The organism is Photobacterium sp. GB-36 (genome assembly GCF_003026135.1).
Taxonomy (GTDB): domain Bacteria; phylum Pseudomonadota; class Gammaproteobacteria; order Enterobacterales; family Vibrionaceae; genus Photobacterium.
Map to the genome: position 1 here is coordinate 237,797 of NZ_PYNY01000004.1, position 18,365 is coordinate 256,161.

The window sequence follows — 18,365 nt, forward strand, 5'->3', positions numbered from 1 at the left end:
CCAAAATAATACTCTATAATAGATAATTATATTGCCAAAATATCACCTAGGAATACAATCCACAAAAAACACCACTCAAGTTGAATGATGTATGAGTTATCCCCGATGAAAAAGAATGGTTTTACGTTAATAGAGCTTATCGTTGTTATTGTTATTCTTGGTATTTTAGCAGTAGTCGCTGCGCCTAAGTTTATGAACCTACACAATGATGCCAGAGATGCGTCATTACGAGGGCTTGAAGGCTCATTAAAATCCGCATTTAGTTCAACGTATTCAAAACTAGCCATTGCAGGACTAGAGAATGAGCCTTACGTTGCAACTCGTAACAAAGGCGGTTCAGACGGTGCTGGTGTATATGGTGCGGATTTGAACATTCCTGGCTGCTCAAACAAACCTGGTCATGACTGTGTCTTTGCTTATGGCTATCCGCTTAATGATAGCGGCACATTAAAGAACTTAATTGATAATTTTAATACTGATTGGCGTATTACCAATCACGCAGGAGAAAACAGAATCACCTTTAAACAATTTGCTGAACAAGCAAAGAACGATGAAGGTCATTTCATCGGTTATAAAATGAATCGTGATAACTGTTACCTAACCTATACGCCTGCATCATCAACAGCATCAGGTTATAAGCTAACGTTTACTCCTTGCAAATAGCCCAAACATAAAAATGCCGAGCATATTGCTCGGCATTTTTCTATTTAACAGCTATACCTTATTGCTTAGCAAGTTTCGCTGCAGCTTTACCTTGTTCTTTGATCTCACCGTTTTTCAAACGTAGTAGGTAATCTTTCAAATCACGTTTTACTTCTGGTGCCATGATGTATAGACCGACAATGTTAACCAGTGCCATTGAGAAGATCATTGCATCAGAGAAGTCGATAACAGGACCTAGGTTCATTGATGCACCGATAACAACGAAAGTACAGAACATCAGTTTAAACGCCATCTCCGCTTTCTTACTTTCACCGAATAGGTACGTCCACGCTTTAAGGCCATAGTAAGACCAAGAGATCATGGTAGAAAAAGCAAACAGAACAACCGCGACAGCAAGTACCAATGGGAACCAAGAAATTGAGCTACCAAATGCTGCTGAAGTTAATTCTACACCTGCAAGGCCTGAACCTAATTGACCCGTAATAATGATAACCAAGGCAGTCATAGTACAAATCACAACCGTATCGATAAACGGTTCTAACAGAGAGACATAACCTTCAGAAATTGGCTCTTTGGTTTTAACTGCTGAGTGAGCAATCGCCGCTGAACCCACACCCGCTTCATTCGAGAACGCTGCACGTTTAAAGCCTTGGATTAGCACACCAATCACACCACCAGTAATACCTTCACCGGTAAATGCACCATTAATAATTTGGGCAAAGGCATCATCAATCAGATTGTAGTTCATCACTAGGATAACGACTGCTGCACCAACATAAGTAATCGCCATGAATGGAACAACTTTCGCTGTTACTTTAGCAATCGACTTAATACCACCAATGATAACGAATGCCACCAATAGCGCGAGGATCAAGCCAAACAACCAACCTTTATCAGCAAAGAAAGATAAATCGCCACCCGTTACACCAACAACTTGCTTATACGCTTGGTTGGCTTGGAACATGTTACCACCGCCTAACGCGCCACCAATCGCAAAGATTGAAAACAGAACCGCAAGCGTACGACCTAATGCTGCATTGCCACGTTTTTCTAAACCTTGGCTTAGGTAGTACATAGGACCACCAGAGACAGTGCCATCTGGATTATAAGTACGGTACTTAACGGCAAGTGAACACTCAACAAACTTAGTCGACATGCCCAGTAAGCCTGCAAGGATCATCCAGAACGTTGCACCAGCACCACCAATTGTCACAGCAACAGCAACACCTGCAATATTACCTAAACCAACAGTACCAGAAAGCGCTGTCGATAAAGCCTGAAATGGGGTGACATCACCACTGTCTTTAGGATCAGCATAATCCCCTTTAACAATTTTAACGGCGTGTTTAAAACCACGAATATTGATAAAGCCCATGTAAGCGGTAAAAAATACAGCAGCGACAACAAGCCAAAGTACAATCCATGGCGCTTTAACATCCGTAAAAGGAAGCGGAATGGAAGAGAAAATCATTCCAACAAAAGGGTTAACAATAGGAGCAACAACCTCATTAATCTTCTCATCAAGAGAGCTAGCAAAGGTGCTACCTGATGCGCCAAGCATGGCTGCCGTCATTAAAATTTTATTCATACAACATCCTTGTTTGAATATACAAAATTCACATTTATAGGTTTACATTTTGTTTACACTTTTAACATAGCAACATCCTAAATTTGAATAAAGCCCCAATCATAAGAGTATGAAACAAGCGTTGCATATCGCAAAAATAACAGTCAACTTACTTGCCAACAAAGAACAAGAAAATAAAAAACACAAAATAAACAACAAGATAAAAAACAATAAGGAAGGATATGACGCTATTTTTAGAATGGGAATCAAACAAGCAGGTGAGAATAATCATCATATAAATCGCATATTTCTTACAAAAAAATCGCGAATTATGGAGAATATCTTACACAGATTAGTATTTTTATCTGCATAAATGAGATGACTATCGGATAAAGAAAAGAGTACTAGCACAAAATAAAGAATAAAAAATCAACATTAGTGAATATAATATCAACACAATCACCTAGGTAGCCTTGCTAGAGCGATTATTTACCATGAAATAATATTCTTTATTTTACCGGCCAGCCCCCTTTTTAATTAGAATAATCATCCAAAATAAAGATTAAATAAAACTTATTAAACGGAAACAGCAAGTAATGGAACACCGATCCAAAGTACGGATGCAAAAATGAAGAAAAAGAAATAAGTAGACTTAAATGACATAATTTAGACCTCGATTTAATCTTTATGTACTGCATTTTATACCTTTTAACTATTTACGTGTATTCAAAAAATCAGTCGTTAGTTTTCAATTTTAGTAAACAAGATAAAGCATAAAATGCTTGCTAGAAAAAGATTAGAGGGATATTGTTTTAACCATGAAATTACGATTAAGTACACCTCACCTCTTTCTTTGTTGGTGGCGCTCTTACTAGAGCGGCGCTGAACTAACACACCTTATTTTTATGTTCATACGCTGCCGGAAGGTTTGCCATGAACAGACAAGATCTCGTTTCATCCCTCTCCGGTAGCAACCATTCTTTTCTGGAGAAGATTATGTCAACATCCCCCCAAAACACTAACATCATTCTTACTGGCGATCGTGCAACAGGTCCACTTCACCTTGGTCACTATGTGGGTTCCCTTGAGCAACGCATTCAACTACAACATCAGTACCAACAAACCATTCTTGTCGCTGATATGCAGGGACTGACGGATAATGGGCATAACCCACAGAAAGTCGCATCGAATATTTTAAACGTGGTAGCTGATTATCTCGCCGTCGGTATTGATCCCAACTTAACCACGATTTGTTTACAATCATCACTGCCAGCGTTAGCCGAACTAACAATGTACTACTCAAACCTAGTATCGATTTCTCGACTTGAACGTAACCCAACCGTTAAAAATGAAATTCAATCTAAAGCATTTGGTCGTTCCATTCCTGCCGGTTTTTTAACTTATCCCATTTCTCAAGCGGCTGATATTACGGCATTCAAGGCTAATTTGATCCCTGTCGGTGATGACCAATTACCCATGCTAGAACAAACCAATGAAATCGTAAGAAAAATTAACCATATCGCTGGTAAAGAGATCTTAGTCGAATGCCAAGCACTATTGAGTAATGTGGCACGCCTACCGAGTACGGACGGTAAAAATAAAATGTCGAAATCAATGGGAAATGCCATCACATTAGGCGCAGACAGTAAGCAAATTAGCCAAGCGGTGAAATCAATGTACACAGATCCAAACCACCTACGGGTTGAAGATCCGGGGAATATTGAAGGGAATGTAGTGTTTACCTATCTTGATGCTTTTCATCCAGATCAAAGCTATGTCGCTGAACTAAAAGAGCATTACCAACGTGGTGGTTTAGGTGATGGTACAACAAAGAAAATCTTAGAGGCATGCTTACAAGACTTAATCACGCCTATTCGTCAACGCCGTGAAGAATACTTAAATGATAAAGCCTATTTAGTTGAAGTATTGAAAAAAGGCACCGAAAAAGCCAATCAAGAAACTCAGCTCGTATTACATGATGTGAAAAGCGCATTTGGGCTTAACCTTTTCTAATGGCTTCGGATATCGAAGTCACTTGGGTATAAAGGCAGCTATGTTTATACTGACTCGATTTTCAGATAAACATAGCCGTCCAATCACACAGTGCAGTTATATGGCAACCATCGAACTCGAACAAGACTACTACCTTCACAACTTTAAGGCGTTACTTAAAACCGTAGAGCAGTATCATGCTTCATTATTAAGTACAGATGAAAAGCACTGGCTGCAATCTTTCCACCAGCTTTCAACCGATGCGCAAATGTTGCTGATCCGCTTACTATCACGTAAAGGGATCTTATTTCGTTTTAACAAACTTAATTATGACGAAATTACAAATATCGACTTAGCCAAAGATACGCTGATTAATGCTCATTTTATTAGCCAAGAAATCACCGTTCTTCTCCAGCAGCAAGTTATCAGCATCAGTGATATTTTCTCACTCTATACCAAACCTGAACTACAGCGTTTATTCCCAACCCTTATTGAAAAAACAGATAAGAAAGCTGAAATACTATTTAAATTAGAGAGCCATGATGATAGTGAATACTTGCTTAATGTCATTAGCGAGCCACTTGTTATGGTGCAACAACAAACACTGCTCGCAAAGTTTCTATTGCTGTTTTTTGGTAATAGCCATCAAGATCTTAGCCAATTTGTATTAAGTGATTTAGGGCTCCATAAATTTGAAAATTACCGGATTGATGCCAGCACGCAACTGTTCCACACCACAGAACAAGTCGACCAATGGCTGGCCCTAACCCAACTGTCTGACTTATATTGGCAAGCTCATGAAACAAAAGACTATAAGGCAATAACAACCCTTGCGCAGGCATTACCGAGTCAATCAACATGGTTACCGCTGGAAAACAAACGCCAAAAACTGATCAATCATATGGCGCGAGATTTAGAGCGAAACCATCAATATGACGCAGCACTTGCTCTCTTTCGTCAAACTGAACGTACACCAAGCCGTGAACGACAAGCACGAATACTCATGGCGCAGCAGCAATACCAAGCAGCCTACGATGTCGTGAAAAATATTCAGCATGATGCGAAAAATGAAGATGAATACGGCGTAAGTCTGAGGTTAGAGAAAAAGCTCGCAAAGTCAGTCAATCACATTTTTACAGCTCCAAAAACGTTTGCTCCCAAAGCGATACAACTGCAACTTGCGAATCCTGAACACCAAAGGGTTGAACACTGCACTGCTGGCTATTTTGAGTCTCAAGGTTGGACGGTGTTCTATCTTGAGAACCAATTTCTCAACAGCCTTTTTGGGTTAGCAATGTGGGATATTATCTTTGCCCCCATCAAAGGCAGCTTTATTAATCCTTACCAATTAGCGCCACTGGATATGTTCAATTCAGAGTTTTACCTCAAGCGAAAAGACATAATTGATGAACGCTTACAAGCGATTGAACAAGGTCACTATGATGGCTGGCAAACACACTTTGAGACAAAACAAGGGATCTCTAACTACTGGGTACATTGGGAGCTATTTAGTCAGCAAGCACTTACATTGGCTTTAAGCCATATACCACCAATTCAATTAGCGGTAATGTTTCGTCGATTACTAAAAGACTTACGCCACCACCGCTCAGGAATGCCTGATCTGATCATGTTTAATGACACGGGTTATCAGTGGGTAGAAGTCAAAGGACCCGGTGATAAACTACAAGACCACCAATTACGTTGGCTCGCTTTTTTTGATCAACATAGAATTCCCGCACAAGTGGCTTATATTACATTTTCAGATCCTAACGAAGACTAAGCGAATAAATAGACGTTTTTTGCGTTAGCGTAATAAAAGCCTGCCGTAAATTCGATACCATGCTGCGATTAGCACTAACAGGTATGTTTATAATGAAAATAACTGTGGATGGCGGCTCATTTAAGGTCGCAATTGATACTGAGTACGAAGGCCTAGTCGCAGAAGCAACTGCGGTGTATAACGAAACATTAGAACAGGCAAAAACACCAGATAAGGCTATACTGCGCTTTCTTCAAATCATTCTTGAACACCGTGATAATGATGACGCTATCGGTTATGCCGTATTAGGCTTACTTGGCTGGTATAACAAAATAATTAATCCTGTTACAGATAAAGATATCGAGCTAAATCTACCCAAAATTCTACCGCATTTGCTAAATCCGACGGGTGATTTAACCGCATTCAATCCCATGGAAAAAACGATGTTCGCGCATTAATCATCGTATTGTAAGTGCCTATTGCTCAATACCGATAATAGGCATTATTGCGACACTTAAAACCTTAACCTTACGCTATTTACTCATGTCATTTATCCTCTGTAAGCCCTACGTGACGCTTATAAATATAAACTTTTTATCAGTAACTGTTTGTTTATGACACGCTTATAACAAACATGCTAGTATATCGTCATTGAAAAAAAGTCTACTATATGACGCTACTATTACCTCAGTAATAGTATGATATTATTGTTAATACCTGTTTCAACTCGGTACTCGAATGAACCAATCAGAACTATTATTAGACGTTAGTACTCACGCTTTACTGCACCTAGAATTCAAAAAACTAGATAAACGACTAAGCCTTGCAGAAAAAAATAATATATTGGTTCAATACCTAAAGCCAATCGTCAAATCTCACCAGTATCGACGAGTAAAGAAGACGACGAAAAGCTGGCTACAAATGGGTAGAAGGCTAAATACCGATTTCGAAGCAACATTAAATCAAGAACGCGAACGTTTGCAGCAAATGAGCTCAACCGATCTCTACCAGTTTATTGCCCTGATTCAAGAGATCGAAACAGAGCTGGACACGAAAGCGCAGTATTCATTGGCACATGCCATTGATCTTAATGCGCGTTATGGCAAAGTCTTGGTCTGTGTTGTCGATGAAGATCTAACATCAAGCTTTGATGAAGATGGTTTAATGACCAAAGCAACGCAAATACTCTTTATTGGCGACGAAAAGTTGAAAGATCAATTTTCTTCAATTGTCGATAAGAGCACAGGCTTCCAATCTGTCATTGCTTATGAAGATGAAAACCATTTACGTATTGAGCTATTTCGTCTTTAAACAGCCTATTGTCGCCTAGCCGTCAGCTTATAATTCATCGCTGTTAAGCCTTTTCGAAAGACAATCGTAAAGGCTATCTTTGCTGTCCTCCCCCCTTTTTTTTCCAATATCATTTCCGCTCACTTATTTACAAATAAAGTTTACTTTAACCATCCAGATCACCACGTTTTTAACTATTTTAGAGGAGATACACCTTTATCTTTATTAACGATACCTTTAGAGTATCCATCTTTATATTTTTGTAACAAGTTAGCTATGACGATAAAGAATTTAACAATAACACTCATGCTGTGTTCAACATTGAGCGCATGTTCTGTCATGAATCAACAAGAGTGCCAAACAGCTAACTGGCAAGCACTGGGTTACATGGATGGCTCTCAAGGTGCCTCTTCAACCCAATTTAACGAACGTAGCTCTGCCTGTTCGGAATACAATGTTCGCGCTGACTTTTCTCAGTATCAAGCCGGTTATCAAAAAGGCCTAATCAGCTACTGTACTGAAAGCCATGGCTTTTTTGTCGGATCTCATGGTAAGTCTTACCAAGGTGTCTGCCCGCAAAATACCGCCCAAGCGTTTGTAAAAGGCTATAACCATGGCCAGCAACTCTACACAGCGCAAGAAAATGTTTCTCGTGCAGAACGAGAATTGAGCTATGAGCAACATGAAATTGATAACCAAAAAGAGAAATTAAACGAGTTAAAAAACAGTTTAATTTATGACCAACTCACCCCACGTGAGCGCCGTGAAAAGCTTGATCAGATTGATGAAATAAATAATAGACCCAACGATCTGAAACGAAAGCAGCATCAACTTAACAAGTTAAAACAAGAACTTGAAAAAGTACGAGCACAAATGAATACATACTATTAAAACGGTATGAAAAAGCCCTTACTCTCGGTACAAAGTAAGGGCTTTAATTGTGATGGGTTTACTGGAGATACCATCAGCAATAAATAACATCCATTCTATCTATTACTTTTCCTTTCACACCATGATGGTTATGCAAAAGGAGTGCCCCCTTGATGGTATAAAACAATATCCGCTTATCTTTCTATGGTGATTTAGTCCAACAAACGGTCACTGTATTTATTCCATCAAGGTTAGCGGCGCATTTGTTTCTGGGTTAATTCAACTGCACGTAATTGTGCCATTGCTTTCGCCAGATCCATTTCCGCCATAGCGAAGTTAATATCATCAGCATGCTTGTTGATATTTTCTTCTGCGGCGCGTCGAGCTTCATCAGCGCGAGCCTTATCAATGTCCTTCCCATGCATTGCCGTATCGGCAAGTACAGTTACTACAGAGGGTTGAACTTCAACAATCCCGCCTGAGATATAAAGGATTTCTTCAGGATCCTTTAGATCAGTGACAAAACTCGCCACACCAGGTTTTAGTCGGCTCAATAAAGGAGAGTGACCAGGGCGTATACCCAATTCCCCATCAGAGCCAGAAATTGCCAGCGCATGAGCTGGGCCAGAAAACAATGGACCTTCTGCACTCACAATGTTGAGTTGGAACGTGTTTTCGGTTACGCCAATAGCCATGATGCCTCCTTACGCCTTAAAGATTTTTCGCTTTTTCAAGCACTTCTTCGATTGCGCCACAGTACAAGAATGCTTGCTCTGGTACGTCATCATACTCACCGCTTAGTAAGCCTTTAAAGCCTGCGATAGTTTCTTTAAGTGATACAAATACACCTGGTTGACCGGTAAACACTTCCGCTACGTGGTAAGGCTGAGTCAAGAAACGTTCAATCTTACGAGCACGAGATACTGTCTGCTTATCTTCTTCAGATAATTCATCCATACCTAGGATAGCAATAATATCTTTAAGCTCTTTGTAACGCTGCAGTACGGTTTGTACACCACGCGCAACATCGTAGTGATCTTGACCAACAACCAGTGGATCAAGCTGACGAGAAGTAGAATCTAGTGGGTCAATCGCAGGGTATAAACCAAGCGCGGCAATGTTACGAGACAGTACAACCGTCGCATCAAGGTGAGCGAACGTCGTTGCTGGCGATGGGTCAGTCAAGTCATCGGCTGGTACATATACCGCCTGAATAGAGGTGATAGAACCTGTCTTCGTTGAGGTAATACGCTCTTGTAGTACACCCATTTCTTCCGCTAGTGTTGGCTGATAACCTACCGCTGATGGCATACGGCCAAGCAGTGCTGATACTTCAGTACCAGCCAATGTGTAACGATAAATGTTATCGATAAACAGAAGTACATCACGGCCTTCATCACGGAAACTTTCAGCGATAGTTAGACCAGTAAGTGCAACACGAAGACGGTTACCCGGTGGCTCGTTCATCTGACCGTAAACCATGGCTACTTTATCAAGTACCCCAGCTTCTTTCATTTCGTAGTAGAAGTCGTTACCTTCACGAGTACGCTCACCGACACCAGTAAATACTGATAAGCCCGAGTGTGCTTTCGCGATGTTGTTGATAAGCTCCATCATGTTAACGGTCTTACCTACACCCGCACCACCGAACAGACCGATTTTACCACCCTTAGCAAATGGGCAGATAAGGTCGATAACTTTCACACCCGTTTCTAACAGTTCAGAGCTGTTAGATTGTTCTTCATAAGACGGTGCTTCACGGTGAATGGCATATTTGGTTTTTTCGCCAATTTCACCACATTCATCAATCGGTGAGCCTAACACGTTCATGATACGGCCAAGGGTTTCTTCACCCACAGGGACAGTGATCGGTGCTTTGGTATTTACCACTTCTAGGCCACGACGAAGACCGTCTGATGAACCCATTGCGATACAGCGAACAACACCGCTACCAATTTGCTGCTGTACTTCTAATACTAATTCAGCATGCTCACTATCACTAAGGGTAAGCGCATCATATACACGTGGTACGCTATCTTGGTCAAATTCCACGTCAACGACAGCGCCGATGACTTTGACAATCTTACCAGTACTCATTTGATGTCCTCAAAATTCTATTTAAACGGCTTGTGCCCCAGCGACAATTTCACTTAGCTCTTGGGTAATAGCAGCTTGACGGGCTTTGTTATAAACCAGCTGTAAATCATTAATCAGCTCGCCCGCATTATCGGTTGCTGCTTTCATCGCAACCATTCGCGCTGCTTGTTCACAAGCGATACTCTCAACAGTGCCTTGGTAGACCTGTGATTCGATATAGCGAAGCATCAGTTCGTTGAGAATGGGTTTTGGATCTGGCTCGTAGATATAGTCCCAGCGGCTTGATTCATTAGCATCCGCTAACTCTTCTTCTTCAAGCTGAGGATTAGGTAGCAATTGTGCCACCTTCGGCTTTTGCACCATGGTATTTACAAACTCGTTGTAAACTAGGAACAAGCGGTCAATCTTGCCTTCGTCGAAATACTCCAACATGGCGTTAACTGGGCCTAAAATATCTTCAAGTTTTGGTTCATCACCAATACCGGATGTTTGTGCAATCACGTTGCCGAAACGATGGAAAAACGAAATCGCTTTTGAACCGATCAAGGTGGTATCAACCTCCACCCCTTGATCTTTCCACTGACGCATATCTGCCAGTGCTTTCTTAAACAAATTAATGTTCAAGCCACCACATAATCCTCGGTCTGAGGAAATAATGATGTAAGCGACACGTTTTACTTCACGCTCTTCAAGATAGGGATGCTTGTACTCCAACGAACCCGAAGTCACGTGTCCGATCACTTTACGCATGTTCTCTGCGTAAGGTCGGGTCGCTTCCATGTTCTGTTGAACTTTGCGCATCTTACTTGCGGCAACCATCTGCATAGCACTCGTGATCTTTTGCGTATTTTGCACGCTGGCGATCTTAGTGCGGATCTCTTTTGCATTTGACATGGTTAGCTCCTATCTACATTCATACTGCATCGTACTTGGACGGAAATGTTCTCGTCGCTTAGTACGACTGGGTATCAACGAATGTTTTTAGAAGCTGGTGCAAGCTTGCTTCGATGTCATCGTTGTAATCACCAGACTCATTAATTTTTGCTAGTAATTCAGCTGACTGACTCTTAGCAAATGCCATTAATGCTTCTTCAAATGCACCGATTTGAGATAACTCAACGTTATTCAAATAACCTTTCTCGGCAGAGAAAATAGCCAGTGCTTGCTCAGCGACAGACATAGGTGCGTACTGCTTTTGCTTCATTAGCTCAGTTACTTTTTCACCATGGTCTAGCTGTTTACGTGTTGCATCATCAAGATCCGATGAGAACTGAGCAAAGGCTGCTAATTCACGATACTGTGCAAGTGCGGTACGAATACCACCAGACAGTTTCTTGATGATCTTAGTCTGCGCCGCACCACCAACACGAGAGACCGAAATACCCGGGTCAACCGCTGGACGTAAACCTGCGTTGAACAAGTTAGTCTGCAAGAAGATCTGACCATCAGTAATCGAAATTACGTTGGTTGGTACGAAAGCTGATACGTCACCCGCTTGGGTTTCAATGATAGGTAACGCAGTTAATGAACCTGTTTGACCTTTCACTTCACCGTTAGTAAAACGCTCAACATAGTTAGCATTTACACGTGATGCACGCTCTAGTAGACGTGAGTGAAGGTAGAAGACATCACCAGGGAAGGCTTCACGGCCGGGTGGACGCTTAAGCAATAGTGAGATTTGACGGTAAGCAACAGCCTGCTTAGACAGGTCATCATAAACAATCAGAGCATCTTCACCACGGTCACGGAAGTATTCACCCATCGTACAACCCGCATACGGGGCTAGGTATTGAAGGGCGGCCGCTTCAGACGCTGATGCTACAACAACAATGGTATTTTTCAGCGCGCCGTTTTCTTCTAACTTACGCACAACGTTAGCAATTGTTGATGCTTTTTGACCAATAGCCACATACACAGAGTAAATACCAGAATCTTTCTGGTTAATGATGGCATCAATCGCCATCGCTGTTTTACCTGTTTGGCGGTCACCGATAATCAACTCACGCTGACCTCGACCGATTGGCACCATAGAGTCAACCGCTTTGTAACCAGTCTGGATTGGCTGATCAACCGATTTACGATCGATTACACCGGGTGCGATAATTTCAACAGGCGCAAAGCCATCGTTGTCAATCGCGCCTTTACCATCAATAGGCTGACCAAGGGTGTTAACAACACGACCCAATAAACCTTTACCTACTGGCACTTGGAGGATACGACCGGTACCTGTTACTTTCATGCCTTCAGCAAGATCAGCATAAGGACCCATCACTACCGCACCTACAGAGTGACGCTCTAAGTTAAGTGCCAATGCATAACGGTTGTCTGGAAGTTCAATCATCTCACCTTGCATAACATCAGCAAGACCATTGATAACAATAATACCGTCGCTTACAGAGACGATAGTACCTTCATTACGTGCCTGACTGGTCACGTTAAAGGTGGCGATTCGTTGTCTAATTAAATCGCTAATTTCGTTGGAATTCAGTTGCATATCTAATTACCTATTACGCCTGAAGGCTTGTAGCAAGTCGGTTGATAGAGCTTTTTAGCGAGCCATCAATCACCATTTCACCGGCTTTGATTAGCATTCCGCCAACTAGCGACTCATCAATGTGACAATCAAGCTCAACACTGCGATTTAATTTCTTTTGCAGCGCCTGTATCAGGTTCGCTTTCTGCTCATCTGTTAACGGCTCGGTTGTTGTTACTATCGCTGTTACCATGCGCTCATGATCTTCTTTCAGCTCATGGAACAATTCAGCAACTTGCGCAATCACATTTAGACGTCCATTTTCAGCCATTACTCTGATCAGGTTCTGGCCATGTTCATCCAGCAGCCCCTCACAAACGCCCAAGAACATGTCAGTAAACGCTGATGAGTCATGCTCGCCAAACTGCTCGCTATCTTCAATTTGCTGAGCAATAACGGGTTGGCTAGCAACCGTTGCTGCGATAATTAACATTTGCTCCCATTGTTCCAATGCATCATTGGCAAGAGCGAAATCAAACGCTGCTTTGGCATAGGGCTGAGCAATAGTTAGTGGATCTGACATAATGTGCTCTCCGCTTACATATCCTTGATGAGTTTATTAACAAGATCGCGGTTAGCATCTGTGTCTAAGTTACGATTAATCAGTTTCTGCGCCGTTTCAATCACCATGTCAGACATTTCTGCACGGAGTTCTTGGCGAAGGCGATTACGATCACTTTCCACTTCAGCATTGCCCTGAGCAATAATGCGAGCTTTTTCTTTCTCACCTTCCGCTTGGGCTTCTTCGATAATTTGAGCGCGACGCTTATTACCTTGCTCGACTAATTCATTTGCACTTTTCTTCGCATCATCCAGAAGCTTTTCACCATTAGCTTTTGCTAATTCAAGCTCTTTTGACGCGTTTTCGGTATGAATCAGTCCTTCAGCGATTTCGCGCTGACGTTGGTCAATTAACGCAGATAGCGGTGGCCAAACATATTTCATACATAGCCAAACAAAAATCACGAATGAGATTGCCTGACCAAGCATGGTTGCATTTAAATTCATACCATCCTCACTATTTAAATAACGTTATGATTTATAACGGTAGTTCTGGCTATTAAGCCACAGCAAAGATGATGTAAAGACCGATACCTACACCAATCATAGGTACCGCATCCACAAGACCCATCATGATAAAAAACTGAGTACGTAACATAGGGGTTAAATCTGGCTGACGTGCAACACCTTCAAGGTATTTACCCGCAAGATTACCGATACCAGAAGCCGCACCTGCCGCGCCTAAACCAATGAGAAGCGCACCAGCAACGTAAAGAACTGCACTTACAATATCCATGAATGACTCCAAAAATTTATTTAATAGATAAAACTTAAATCGAACTTAATTTATTAATGTTCTTCAGTTGCCATCGCTAGGTACACAACAGTTAGTACCATGAAGATGAAGGCCTGAAGGAACACAATTAAAATGTGGAACAATGCCCACGGCACGCTTAACGCCCACTGCATCCACCACGGCATTAATGCAATCAGGATAAAAATCATTTCACCTGCATACATATTTCCGAAGAGTCGAAGTCCAAGAGAAATTGGTTTTGAAATTAATGTCACCAACTCCAAAACGAAGTTCACCGGATACAACAATGGGTGTTCAAATGGTTGTGTTGTTAACTCTTTAATAAAGCCAACAAGTCCCTTAGTTTTTAAGGTGTAACCAATGATTAAAATAAACACACCTAACGCCATCGACATCGGTACGTTCACATCAGCAGAAGGCAAATCACGGAAATGTTCAAAGCCCAGTGCTCGTGCTAATGCAGGAACGAAGTCGACCGGAATTAAGTCGATCATATTCATTAAGAAAACCCACACGAAGATAGTTAACGCTAAAGGGCCGACTATCTTGCTTCTCGTCTGAAAAATTTCCTTAACAAGGTTGTTTACAAATTCATAAGTGATCTCAATAAAACATTGCAATCGACCTGGAACCCCAGAGGTTCCGTGGCTAACAACATATTTAAAGACACCGATGAAGAGTAAACCTAACACCCATACCATAAACATGGAGTCTATATTTAGGCTCCAAAAACCGTGGCCTACAGTAAGGAATGTTAAGTGGTGCTCAATATATTCGTGAGCGGTAGTTACTGCTTCCACCTTACGTCATCCTAAATTGAGGTTTGTTAAGTATCGGGGTTAAAAAGCATCCTAAAAATGTCACGCTATAAGCTAATAACATAGCTACATGATTTACTGGAATAAAACGAACAACAGCTAAAATCATTACCGCGGTATATACCCACTTAATAAAACTATTAAGTTTGGCTAAATATCGAATACTAATGTCTTTATTTGTTTTTATTTTAAAAGCAGCGGCACTTAATCCTAACAATGAAGGAATAACTGCAATAGCCACCCCAATAATTGAAGATTTAACGCCAAACCAATTAGTCGTAATAGAAGCAAAAAAAATAAAAAGTAAACCTAATATTATTTGCCCAATCACTATTACTTTTGCTGCAGATAAAATATCGCTAGAACCAGATTTCGTATTCATTTCTAATCCTCTTTATTTATGCAATAACCTGCTAACCCCCTCCATTTCAACTTATTACGGGTTATTTCAACTTGTGATTAAATTTACACAAACGTAAGGAATGAATAATATCGCAAGAGAAAATTCCCTCACCAAGAGCAAATATCTCATCAACTAAAATGTTAAATAAATATTAAATACCGAAGCAGAAAAGTGTTATTTATATCAATGCAACTTGCAACACATTTAAAATCAATAACTTTGACGCCACCTCTTGATGATTAAAATTTACGTGATCGTTATCACTAACGCTATTAAAAAAAATGAAATCAATGTTTTTCATTTTTGAGTAAGTAAATGATTGCAGCCTGAATGGATTATATTGTAAGCAAAGCGAATAATTATGTATTAACATCGATAATCAAAATGAGCGAAATACAAAACTCACGGCGTATTAATAATTATTATCAACCATAAAAGTTGACGGTTATTTGCTATTTATTGTCTTTTTTTGCAATAAATTTCAATTTTAAAACGGCAAAATCATGCGATTTAAGCTTGTCTTCTTGCTCTTTCACTGCGAGTTCAAGGAAGAGAAAACATAACAATCAGCACTAGCAGGACGCTCTCTGTGGCGAAAAAAGAAGAAAAGGGAATAAAAATAGTTGACTGTATATATAGCCAAATTATTTTTTAAAAGAAGGTATCGGTACAGCGTTATTAATAAAATTCCGATATCACAGAATGAAATAATAAGATGCTGATTAACAAAGGTAATAAAAGCCTTTAACGGCACCCAAAAACGTTCACCTCTAAGCTCAATAAATATAAACAAACGCTCATTGAAAGCTATTTTCAACGTTGTAAATGACAATATGAAGTCATAAAAAATAGACAACATTATATTTAAAATATCGATCACTACGAGCGATAATATGCCCTAAGAAAAGAACATAAATAATACATTAAAATTAAAATATAAAAGTCAACATATGCATCCAATGCTATATATAAAATAGAGACGTTAAGAATTGCTAAATTCAGCCATTATATTTACCAATTAGGTTATATATAATAAAAATGAATCGTAATAAAAATAGAGCTATCCGACAAAATTTATCGACTGTTTGATCTATAATTATAGATTAACAATTTTTCCATACGTAGAATTAGCACAAAATAAACAATATTAATGTGCTACAAATATTGCTAATGTAAATAAACCAAACAACGATGATACATATTTACTGATAAAAAATAAAGACAAAGACACATAGCTGTTACTTTAAAGACACATTATCAACTAACTGATAACTGCATTTAGTGACATTAATTTGTACCCTCTATTTAATCTTGTCTTTTAATACGCTGGTATGTTTCTGAGATGTAACTTTTATGAGGTATATAAGTAACAATGGAAGTCAAATCTCAACTCTCATCATTAAAAAATACCGTCTCTTCAGGTTGGAAAAGTGTCATTCCTTTTGCAAACTTCAATATTGAAGAGAATCACACCTTTGACATGACCCATTTTGAAGGTCTGTGGCTAAAGCAATACCTCTCAACTATCACGCCTGAGTATCATGCTTTATCCACTCAAATTACAAAAATAGCCCAGTCAGTAAATCCTTTAACCTTTAACTTCTATAGTTTAGCGCTATGGACGAGCCCAGATCGCTACACGCAATTACATACACTGTGCCACTACAGCGCATTACTCAATAGCTCTATTCGTTTTCATTTAGATGAAAATAAAGGTGACAACATCAACTTGTGGCTATTAAGTAATGAACCGATCGCAAAACATTCAACAGAAAGCCTATCGTTATTGGCTTTACACTTTGCGCTATTATTGAATGTCATCAAGCAAACGTGGGGCACACAAACACTTAAAGGTGATGCGTATTTACCCTCGCTGACCAATTTACGTATCGAACAACCGTTGTTTGATAACCTGATTGCGTCATCTGCACTGAATATAAAATGCCACTATAGCTTTCCGTTGATCCGCCTGACTTTTAGTAAAAAGTCGTTATCCTTGCCATTAACCGATTCTGATCCGGTGATCCATCAAAACAGCTTATGGCAGTTAAAACATCAGCTCGTAAACTATCAGCAGAACAATGTGATTCATCAAGTTTACCGTGCGCTCAGAAGCCTACCTGATTTAGAGGCCGCCTCTGGCAACCATATCGCAAGTTTAATGGACATCAGCTTTCGCACCTTAAATAGACGTTTAGCATGTTTATCAACAAGTTATCGTGGGGTTTTAGAAAACTATAAATTAGAAATGGCGTTATCCCTGTTAGATAATTCAGAGTTAGGGTTAGCTGACATTGCACAGCAATTAGGTTTTTCTGATCTCAGTACCTTTTCACGCGCGTTTAAACGCTGGACAGGACTATGCCCGTCTCAGTTAACCAGTAAAAACCAAACAATAGCACCGCGTGTGGTTTCACATTGGGAACTCATTTAAGACTCGTTACTTCACTATTGTTCAATTAGCTGCTAAATAGGTAGCTGATTGTAGTCGATAAGCTAACGAGATAGGCTTTAATTTTGTGAAAACCTTAAACCAGACCAGCGCATTCTGCTAAACTCCGTCGACAGATTTCGCGATGGTAGGAACACTCAATCATGAGCCAAGAACAAATCAACAACCCATTACACGGTTTGACGTTAGAAAAGATCCTTGTACGTTTACAAGAGCACTACGGATGGGAAGGGCTAGATGCAAGAATTAAAATTAACTGTTTTTACAGCGATCCCTCTATTAAGTCGTCTTTAAAGTTTTTACGCAAAACCCAATGGGCAAGAGACAAAGTAGAAGCCTTATATATTGAGACTTTTTGTAAGTAACCCGATTGGCATACGCACTTTAACTAATACATAAGTAAGGTATGCCATTTCTTCTTCGCTGCTCACCTCTCCCTTTCTTTAAATAACCATCACAATCAACAGTCTTACTATATTGTTTAACCAATCCGAATAATGATATCGATGTCATTAAATGTGGTTAGTTGTTCTAGCGCACTTCTGTCGAGTAGACGACACCTGTTACCAAGTGTCGTCCCTCTAAGAACCCAGCGTGCAACTT

19 protein-coding genes are annotated in these 18,365 nt (G+C 40.2%); 9 read left to right on the forward strand and 10 right to left on the reverse strand.

Annotation, left to right across the window (positions count from 1 at the left end; translation table 11 throughout):
• Nucleotides 1-105: 105 nt before the first annotated feature.
• Nucleotides 106-663 (forward strand): type II secretion system protein, encoded by a 558-nt coding sequence (locus C9J46_RS05765; RefSeq protein ID WP_107290674.1) that lies wholly within the window; start codon nt 106-108, stop codon nt 661-663.
• A gap of 58 nt (nt 664-721) precedes the next feature.
• On the opposite strand, the gene C9J46_RS05770 is transcribed toward C9J46_RS05765, so the two are convergent.
• Nucleotides 722-2,251, reverse strand: coding sequence for a sodium:alanine symporter family protein (locus C9J46_RS05770; RefSeq protein WP_107207366.1), 1,530 nt, complete (start codon nt 2,249-2,251; stop codon nt 722-724).
• A 109-nt stretch (nt 2,252-2,360) separates the two neighbouring features.
• Here C9J46_RS05770 and C9J46_RS05775 point away from each other — a divergent pair, with 109 nt between their 5' ends.
• The 6 genes from C9J46_RS05775 (at nt 2,361) to C9J46_RS05800 (ending at nt 8,162) form a co-directional block, all read left to right on the forward strand.
• The gene (locus tag C9J46_RS05775; protein ID WP_107290654.1) at nt 2,361-2,603 is read left to right on the forward strand and encodes a hypothetical protein; all 243 of its coding nucleotides are present in this window, start codon (nt 2,361-2,363) and stop codon (nt 2,601-2,603) included.
• A 623-nt stretch (nt 2,604-3,226) separates the two neighbouring features.
• The gene (trpS, locus tag C9J46_RS05780; protein ID WP_107290655.1) at nt 3,227-4,243 is read left to right on the forward strand and encodes a tryptophan--tRNA ligase; all 1,017 of its coding nucleotides are present in this window, start codon (nt 3,227-3,229) and stop codon (nt 4,241-4,243) included.
• 40 nt (nt 4,244-4,283) lie between these two features.
• A complete protein-coding gene (locus C9J46_RS05785) occupies nt 4,284-6,002 on the forward strand; it encodes a VRR-NUC domain-containing protein (RefSeq protein ID WP_233217698.1) in 1,719 nt (572 codons plus the stop codon).
• Nucleotides 6,003-6,094: 92 nt separating this feature from the next.
• Complete coding sequence (locus C9J46_RS05790) at nt 6,095-6,439, forward strand: hypothetical protein (RefSeq protein WP_107207370.1); 345 nt, start codon at nt 6,095-6,097, stop codon at nt 6,437-6,439.
• Between the two features lie 280 nt (nt 6,440-6,719).
• Nucleotides 6,720-7,292 (forward strand): DUF2913 family protein, encoded by a 573-nt coding sequence (locus C9J46_RS05795; protein WP_107207371.1) that lies wholly within the window; start codon nt 6,720-6,722, stop codon nt 7,290-7,292.
• Between the two features lie 318 nt (nt 7,293-7,610).
• Entirely contained in the window at nt 7,611-8,162 is a 552-nt protein-coding gene (locus C9J46_RS05800; protein WP_107287965.1) for a DUF2799 domain-containing protein, read from the forward strand.
• Nucleotides 8,163-8,392: 230 nt separating this feature from the next.
• Here C9J46_RS05800 and C9J46_RS05805 read toward each other — a convergent pair whose 3' ends face one another.
• From C9J46_RS05805 to C9J46_RS05845, 9 genes are read right to left on the reverse strand one after another with little or no spacing between them, the layout of a single operon-like run.
• Nucleotides 8,393-8,836, reverse strand: coding sequence for a F0F1 ATP synthase subunit epsilon (locus C9J46_RS05805; protein WP_005366515.1), 444 nt, complete (start codon nt 8,834-8,836; stop codon nt 8,393-8,395).
• Nucleotides 8,837-8,852: 16 nt separating this feature from the next.
• The gene (gene atpD / locus C9J46_RS05810) at nt 8,853-10,238 is read right to left on the reverse strand and encodes a F0F1 ATP synthase subunit beta (RefSeq protein WP_107207373.1); all 1,386 of its coding nucleotides are present in this window, start codon (nt 10,236-10,238) and stop codon (nt 8,853-8,855) included.
• Nucleotides 10,239-10,259: 21 nt separating this feature from the next.
• Entirely contained in the window at nt 10,260-11,132 is an 873-nt protein-coding gene (gene atpG, locus C9J46_RS05815) for a F0F1 ATP synthase subunit gamma (RefSeq protein ID WP_107207374.1), read from the reverse strand.
• A 58-nt stretch (nt 11,133-11,190) separates the two neighbouring features.
• The gene (gene atpA / locus C9J46_RS05820) at nt 11,191-12,732 is read right to left on the reverse strand and encodes a F0F1 ATP synthase subunit alpha (protein WP_105061588.1); all 1,542 of its coding nucleotides are present in this window, start codon (nt 12,730-12,732) and stop codon (nt 11,191-11,193) included.
• A 13-nt stretch (nt 12,733-12,745) separates the two neighbouring features.
• Nucleotides 12,746-13,294 (reverse strand): F0F1 ATP synthase subunit delta, encoded by a 549-nt coding sequence (locus tag C9J46_RS05825; RefSeq protein ID WP_107287967.1) that lies wholly within the window; start codon nt 13,292-13,294, stop codon nt 12,746-12,748.
• Between the two features lie 14 nt (nt 13,295-13,308).
• Entirely contained in the window at nt 13,309-13,779 is a 471-nt protein-coding gene (atpF, locus tag C9J46_RS05830) for a F0F1 ATP synthase subunit B (protein ID WP_107207376.1), read from the reverse strand.
• Between the two features lie 52 nt (nt 13,780-13,831).
• Nucleotides 13,832-14,068: a F0F1 ATP synthase subunit C gene (gene atpE, locus C9J46_RS05835; RefSeq protein WP_004730405.1), complete on the reverse strand. Its 237-nt coding sequence runs from the start codon at nt 14,066-14,068 to the stop codon at nt 13,832-13,834.
• Nucleotides 14,069-14,121: 53 nt separating this feature from the next.
• On the reverse strand, nt 14,122-14,889 hold the full coding sequence (gene atpB / locus C9J46_RS05840; RefSeq protein ID WP_107207377.1) for a F0F1 ATP synthase subunit A: 768 nt from the start codon (nt 14,887-14,889) through the stop codon (nt 14,122-14,124).
• Between the two features lies 1 nt (nt 14,890).
• Complete coding sequence (locus tag C9J46_RS05845) at nt 14,891-15,289, reverse strand: ATP synthase subunit I (RefSeq protein ID WP_107207378.1); 399 nt, start codon at nt 15,287-15,289, stop codon at nt 14,891-14,893.
• Nucleotides 15,290-16,682: 1,393 nt separating this feature from the next.
• Between C9J46_RS05845 and C9J46_RS05850 the strand changes: the two genes are divergently transcribed.
• Both C9J46_RS05850 and C9J46_RS05855 read left to right on the forward strand, forming a co-directional pair.
• Nucleotides 16,683-17,744 carry a helix-turn-helix domain-containing protein gene (locus C9J46_RS05850; RefSeq protein WP_107290657.1) on the forward strand — a complete coding sequence of 354 codons (1,062 nt, stop codon included), beginning with the start codon at nt 16,683-16,685 and terminating at the stop codon, nt 17,742-17,744.
• A gap of 161 nt (nt 17,745-17,905) precedes the next feature.
• Entirely contained in the window at nt 17,906-18,127 is a 222-nt protein-coding gene (locus C9J46_RS05855) for a VF530 family DNA-binding protein (protein ID WP_005366553.1), read from the forward strand.
• The last annotated feature ends 238 nt before the right edge of the window (nt 18,128-18,365 follow it).

Coding starts and splice junctions, on each gene's coding strand:
- C9J46_RS05765 (WP_107290674.1), top strand. CDS start 106: ATGAAAAAGAATGGTTTTACGTTAATAGAGCTTATCGTTGTTATTGTT.
- C9J46_RS05770 (WP_107207366.1), bottom strand. CDS start 2,251: ATGAATAAAATTTTAATGACGGCAGCCATGCTTGGCGCATCAGGTAGC.
- C9J46_RS05775 (WP_107290654.1), top strand. CDS start 2,361: ATGAAACAAGCGTTGCATATCGCAAAAATAACAGTCAACTTACTTGCC.
- trpS (WP_107290655.1), top strand. CDS start 3,227: ATGTCAACATCCCCCCAAAACACTAACATCATTCTTACTGGCGATCGT.
- C9J46_RS05785 (WP_233217698.1), top strand. CDS start 4,284: ATGTTTATACTGACTCGATTTTCAGATAAACATAGCCGTCCAATCACA.
- C9J46_RS05790 (WP_107207370.1), top strand. CDS start 6,095: ATGAAAATAACTGTGGATGGCGGCTCATTTAAGGTCGCAATTGATACT.
- C9J46_RS05795 (WP_107207371.1), top strand. CDS start 6,720: ATGAACCAATCAGAACTATTATTAGACGTTAGTACTCACGCTTTACTG.
- C9J46_RS05800 (WP_107287965.1), top strand. CDS start 7,611: ATGAATCAACAAGAGTGCCAAACAGCTAACTGGCAAGCACTGGGTTAC.
- C9J46_RS05805 (WP_005366515.1), bottom strand. CDS start 8,836: ATGGCTATTGGCGTAACCGAAAACACGTTCCAACTCAACATTGTGAGT.
- atpD (WP_107207373.1), bottom strand. CDS start 10,238: ATGAGTACTGGTAAGATTGTCAAAGTCATCGGCGCTGTCGTTGACGTG.
- atpG (WP_107207374.1), bottom strand. CDS start 11,132: ATGTCAAATGCAAAAGAGATCCGCACTAAGATCGCCAGCGTGCAAAAT.
- atpA (WP_105061588.1), bottom strand. CDS start 12,732: ATGCAACTGAATTCCAACGAAATTAGCGATTTAATTAGACAACGAATC.
- C9J46_RS05825 (WP_107287967.1), bottom strand. CDS start 13,294: ATGTCAGATCCACTAACTATTGCTCAGCCCTATGCCAAAGCAGCGTTT.
- atpF (WP_107207376.1), bottom strand. CDS start 13,779: ATGAATTTAAATGCAACCATGCTTGGTCAGGCAATCTCATTCGTGATT.
- atpE (WP_004730405.1), bottom strand. CDS start 14,068: ATGGATATTGTAAGTGCAGTTCTTTACGTTGCTGGTGCGCTTCTCATT.
- C9J46_RS05845 (WP_107207378.1), bottom strand. CDS start 15,289: ATGAATACGAAATCTGGTTCTAGCGATATTTTATCTGCAGCAAAAGTA.
- C9J46_RS05850 (WP_107290657.1), top strand. CDS start 16,683: ATGGAAGTCAAATCTCAACTCTCATCATTAAAAAATACCGTCTCTTCA.
- C9J46_RS05855 (WP_005366553.1), top strand. CDS start 17,906: ATGAGCCAAGAACAAATCAACAACCCATTACACGGTTTGACGTTAGAA.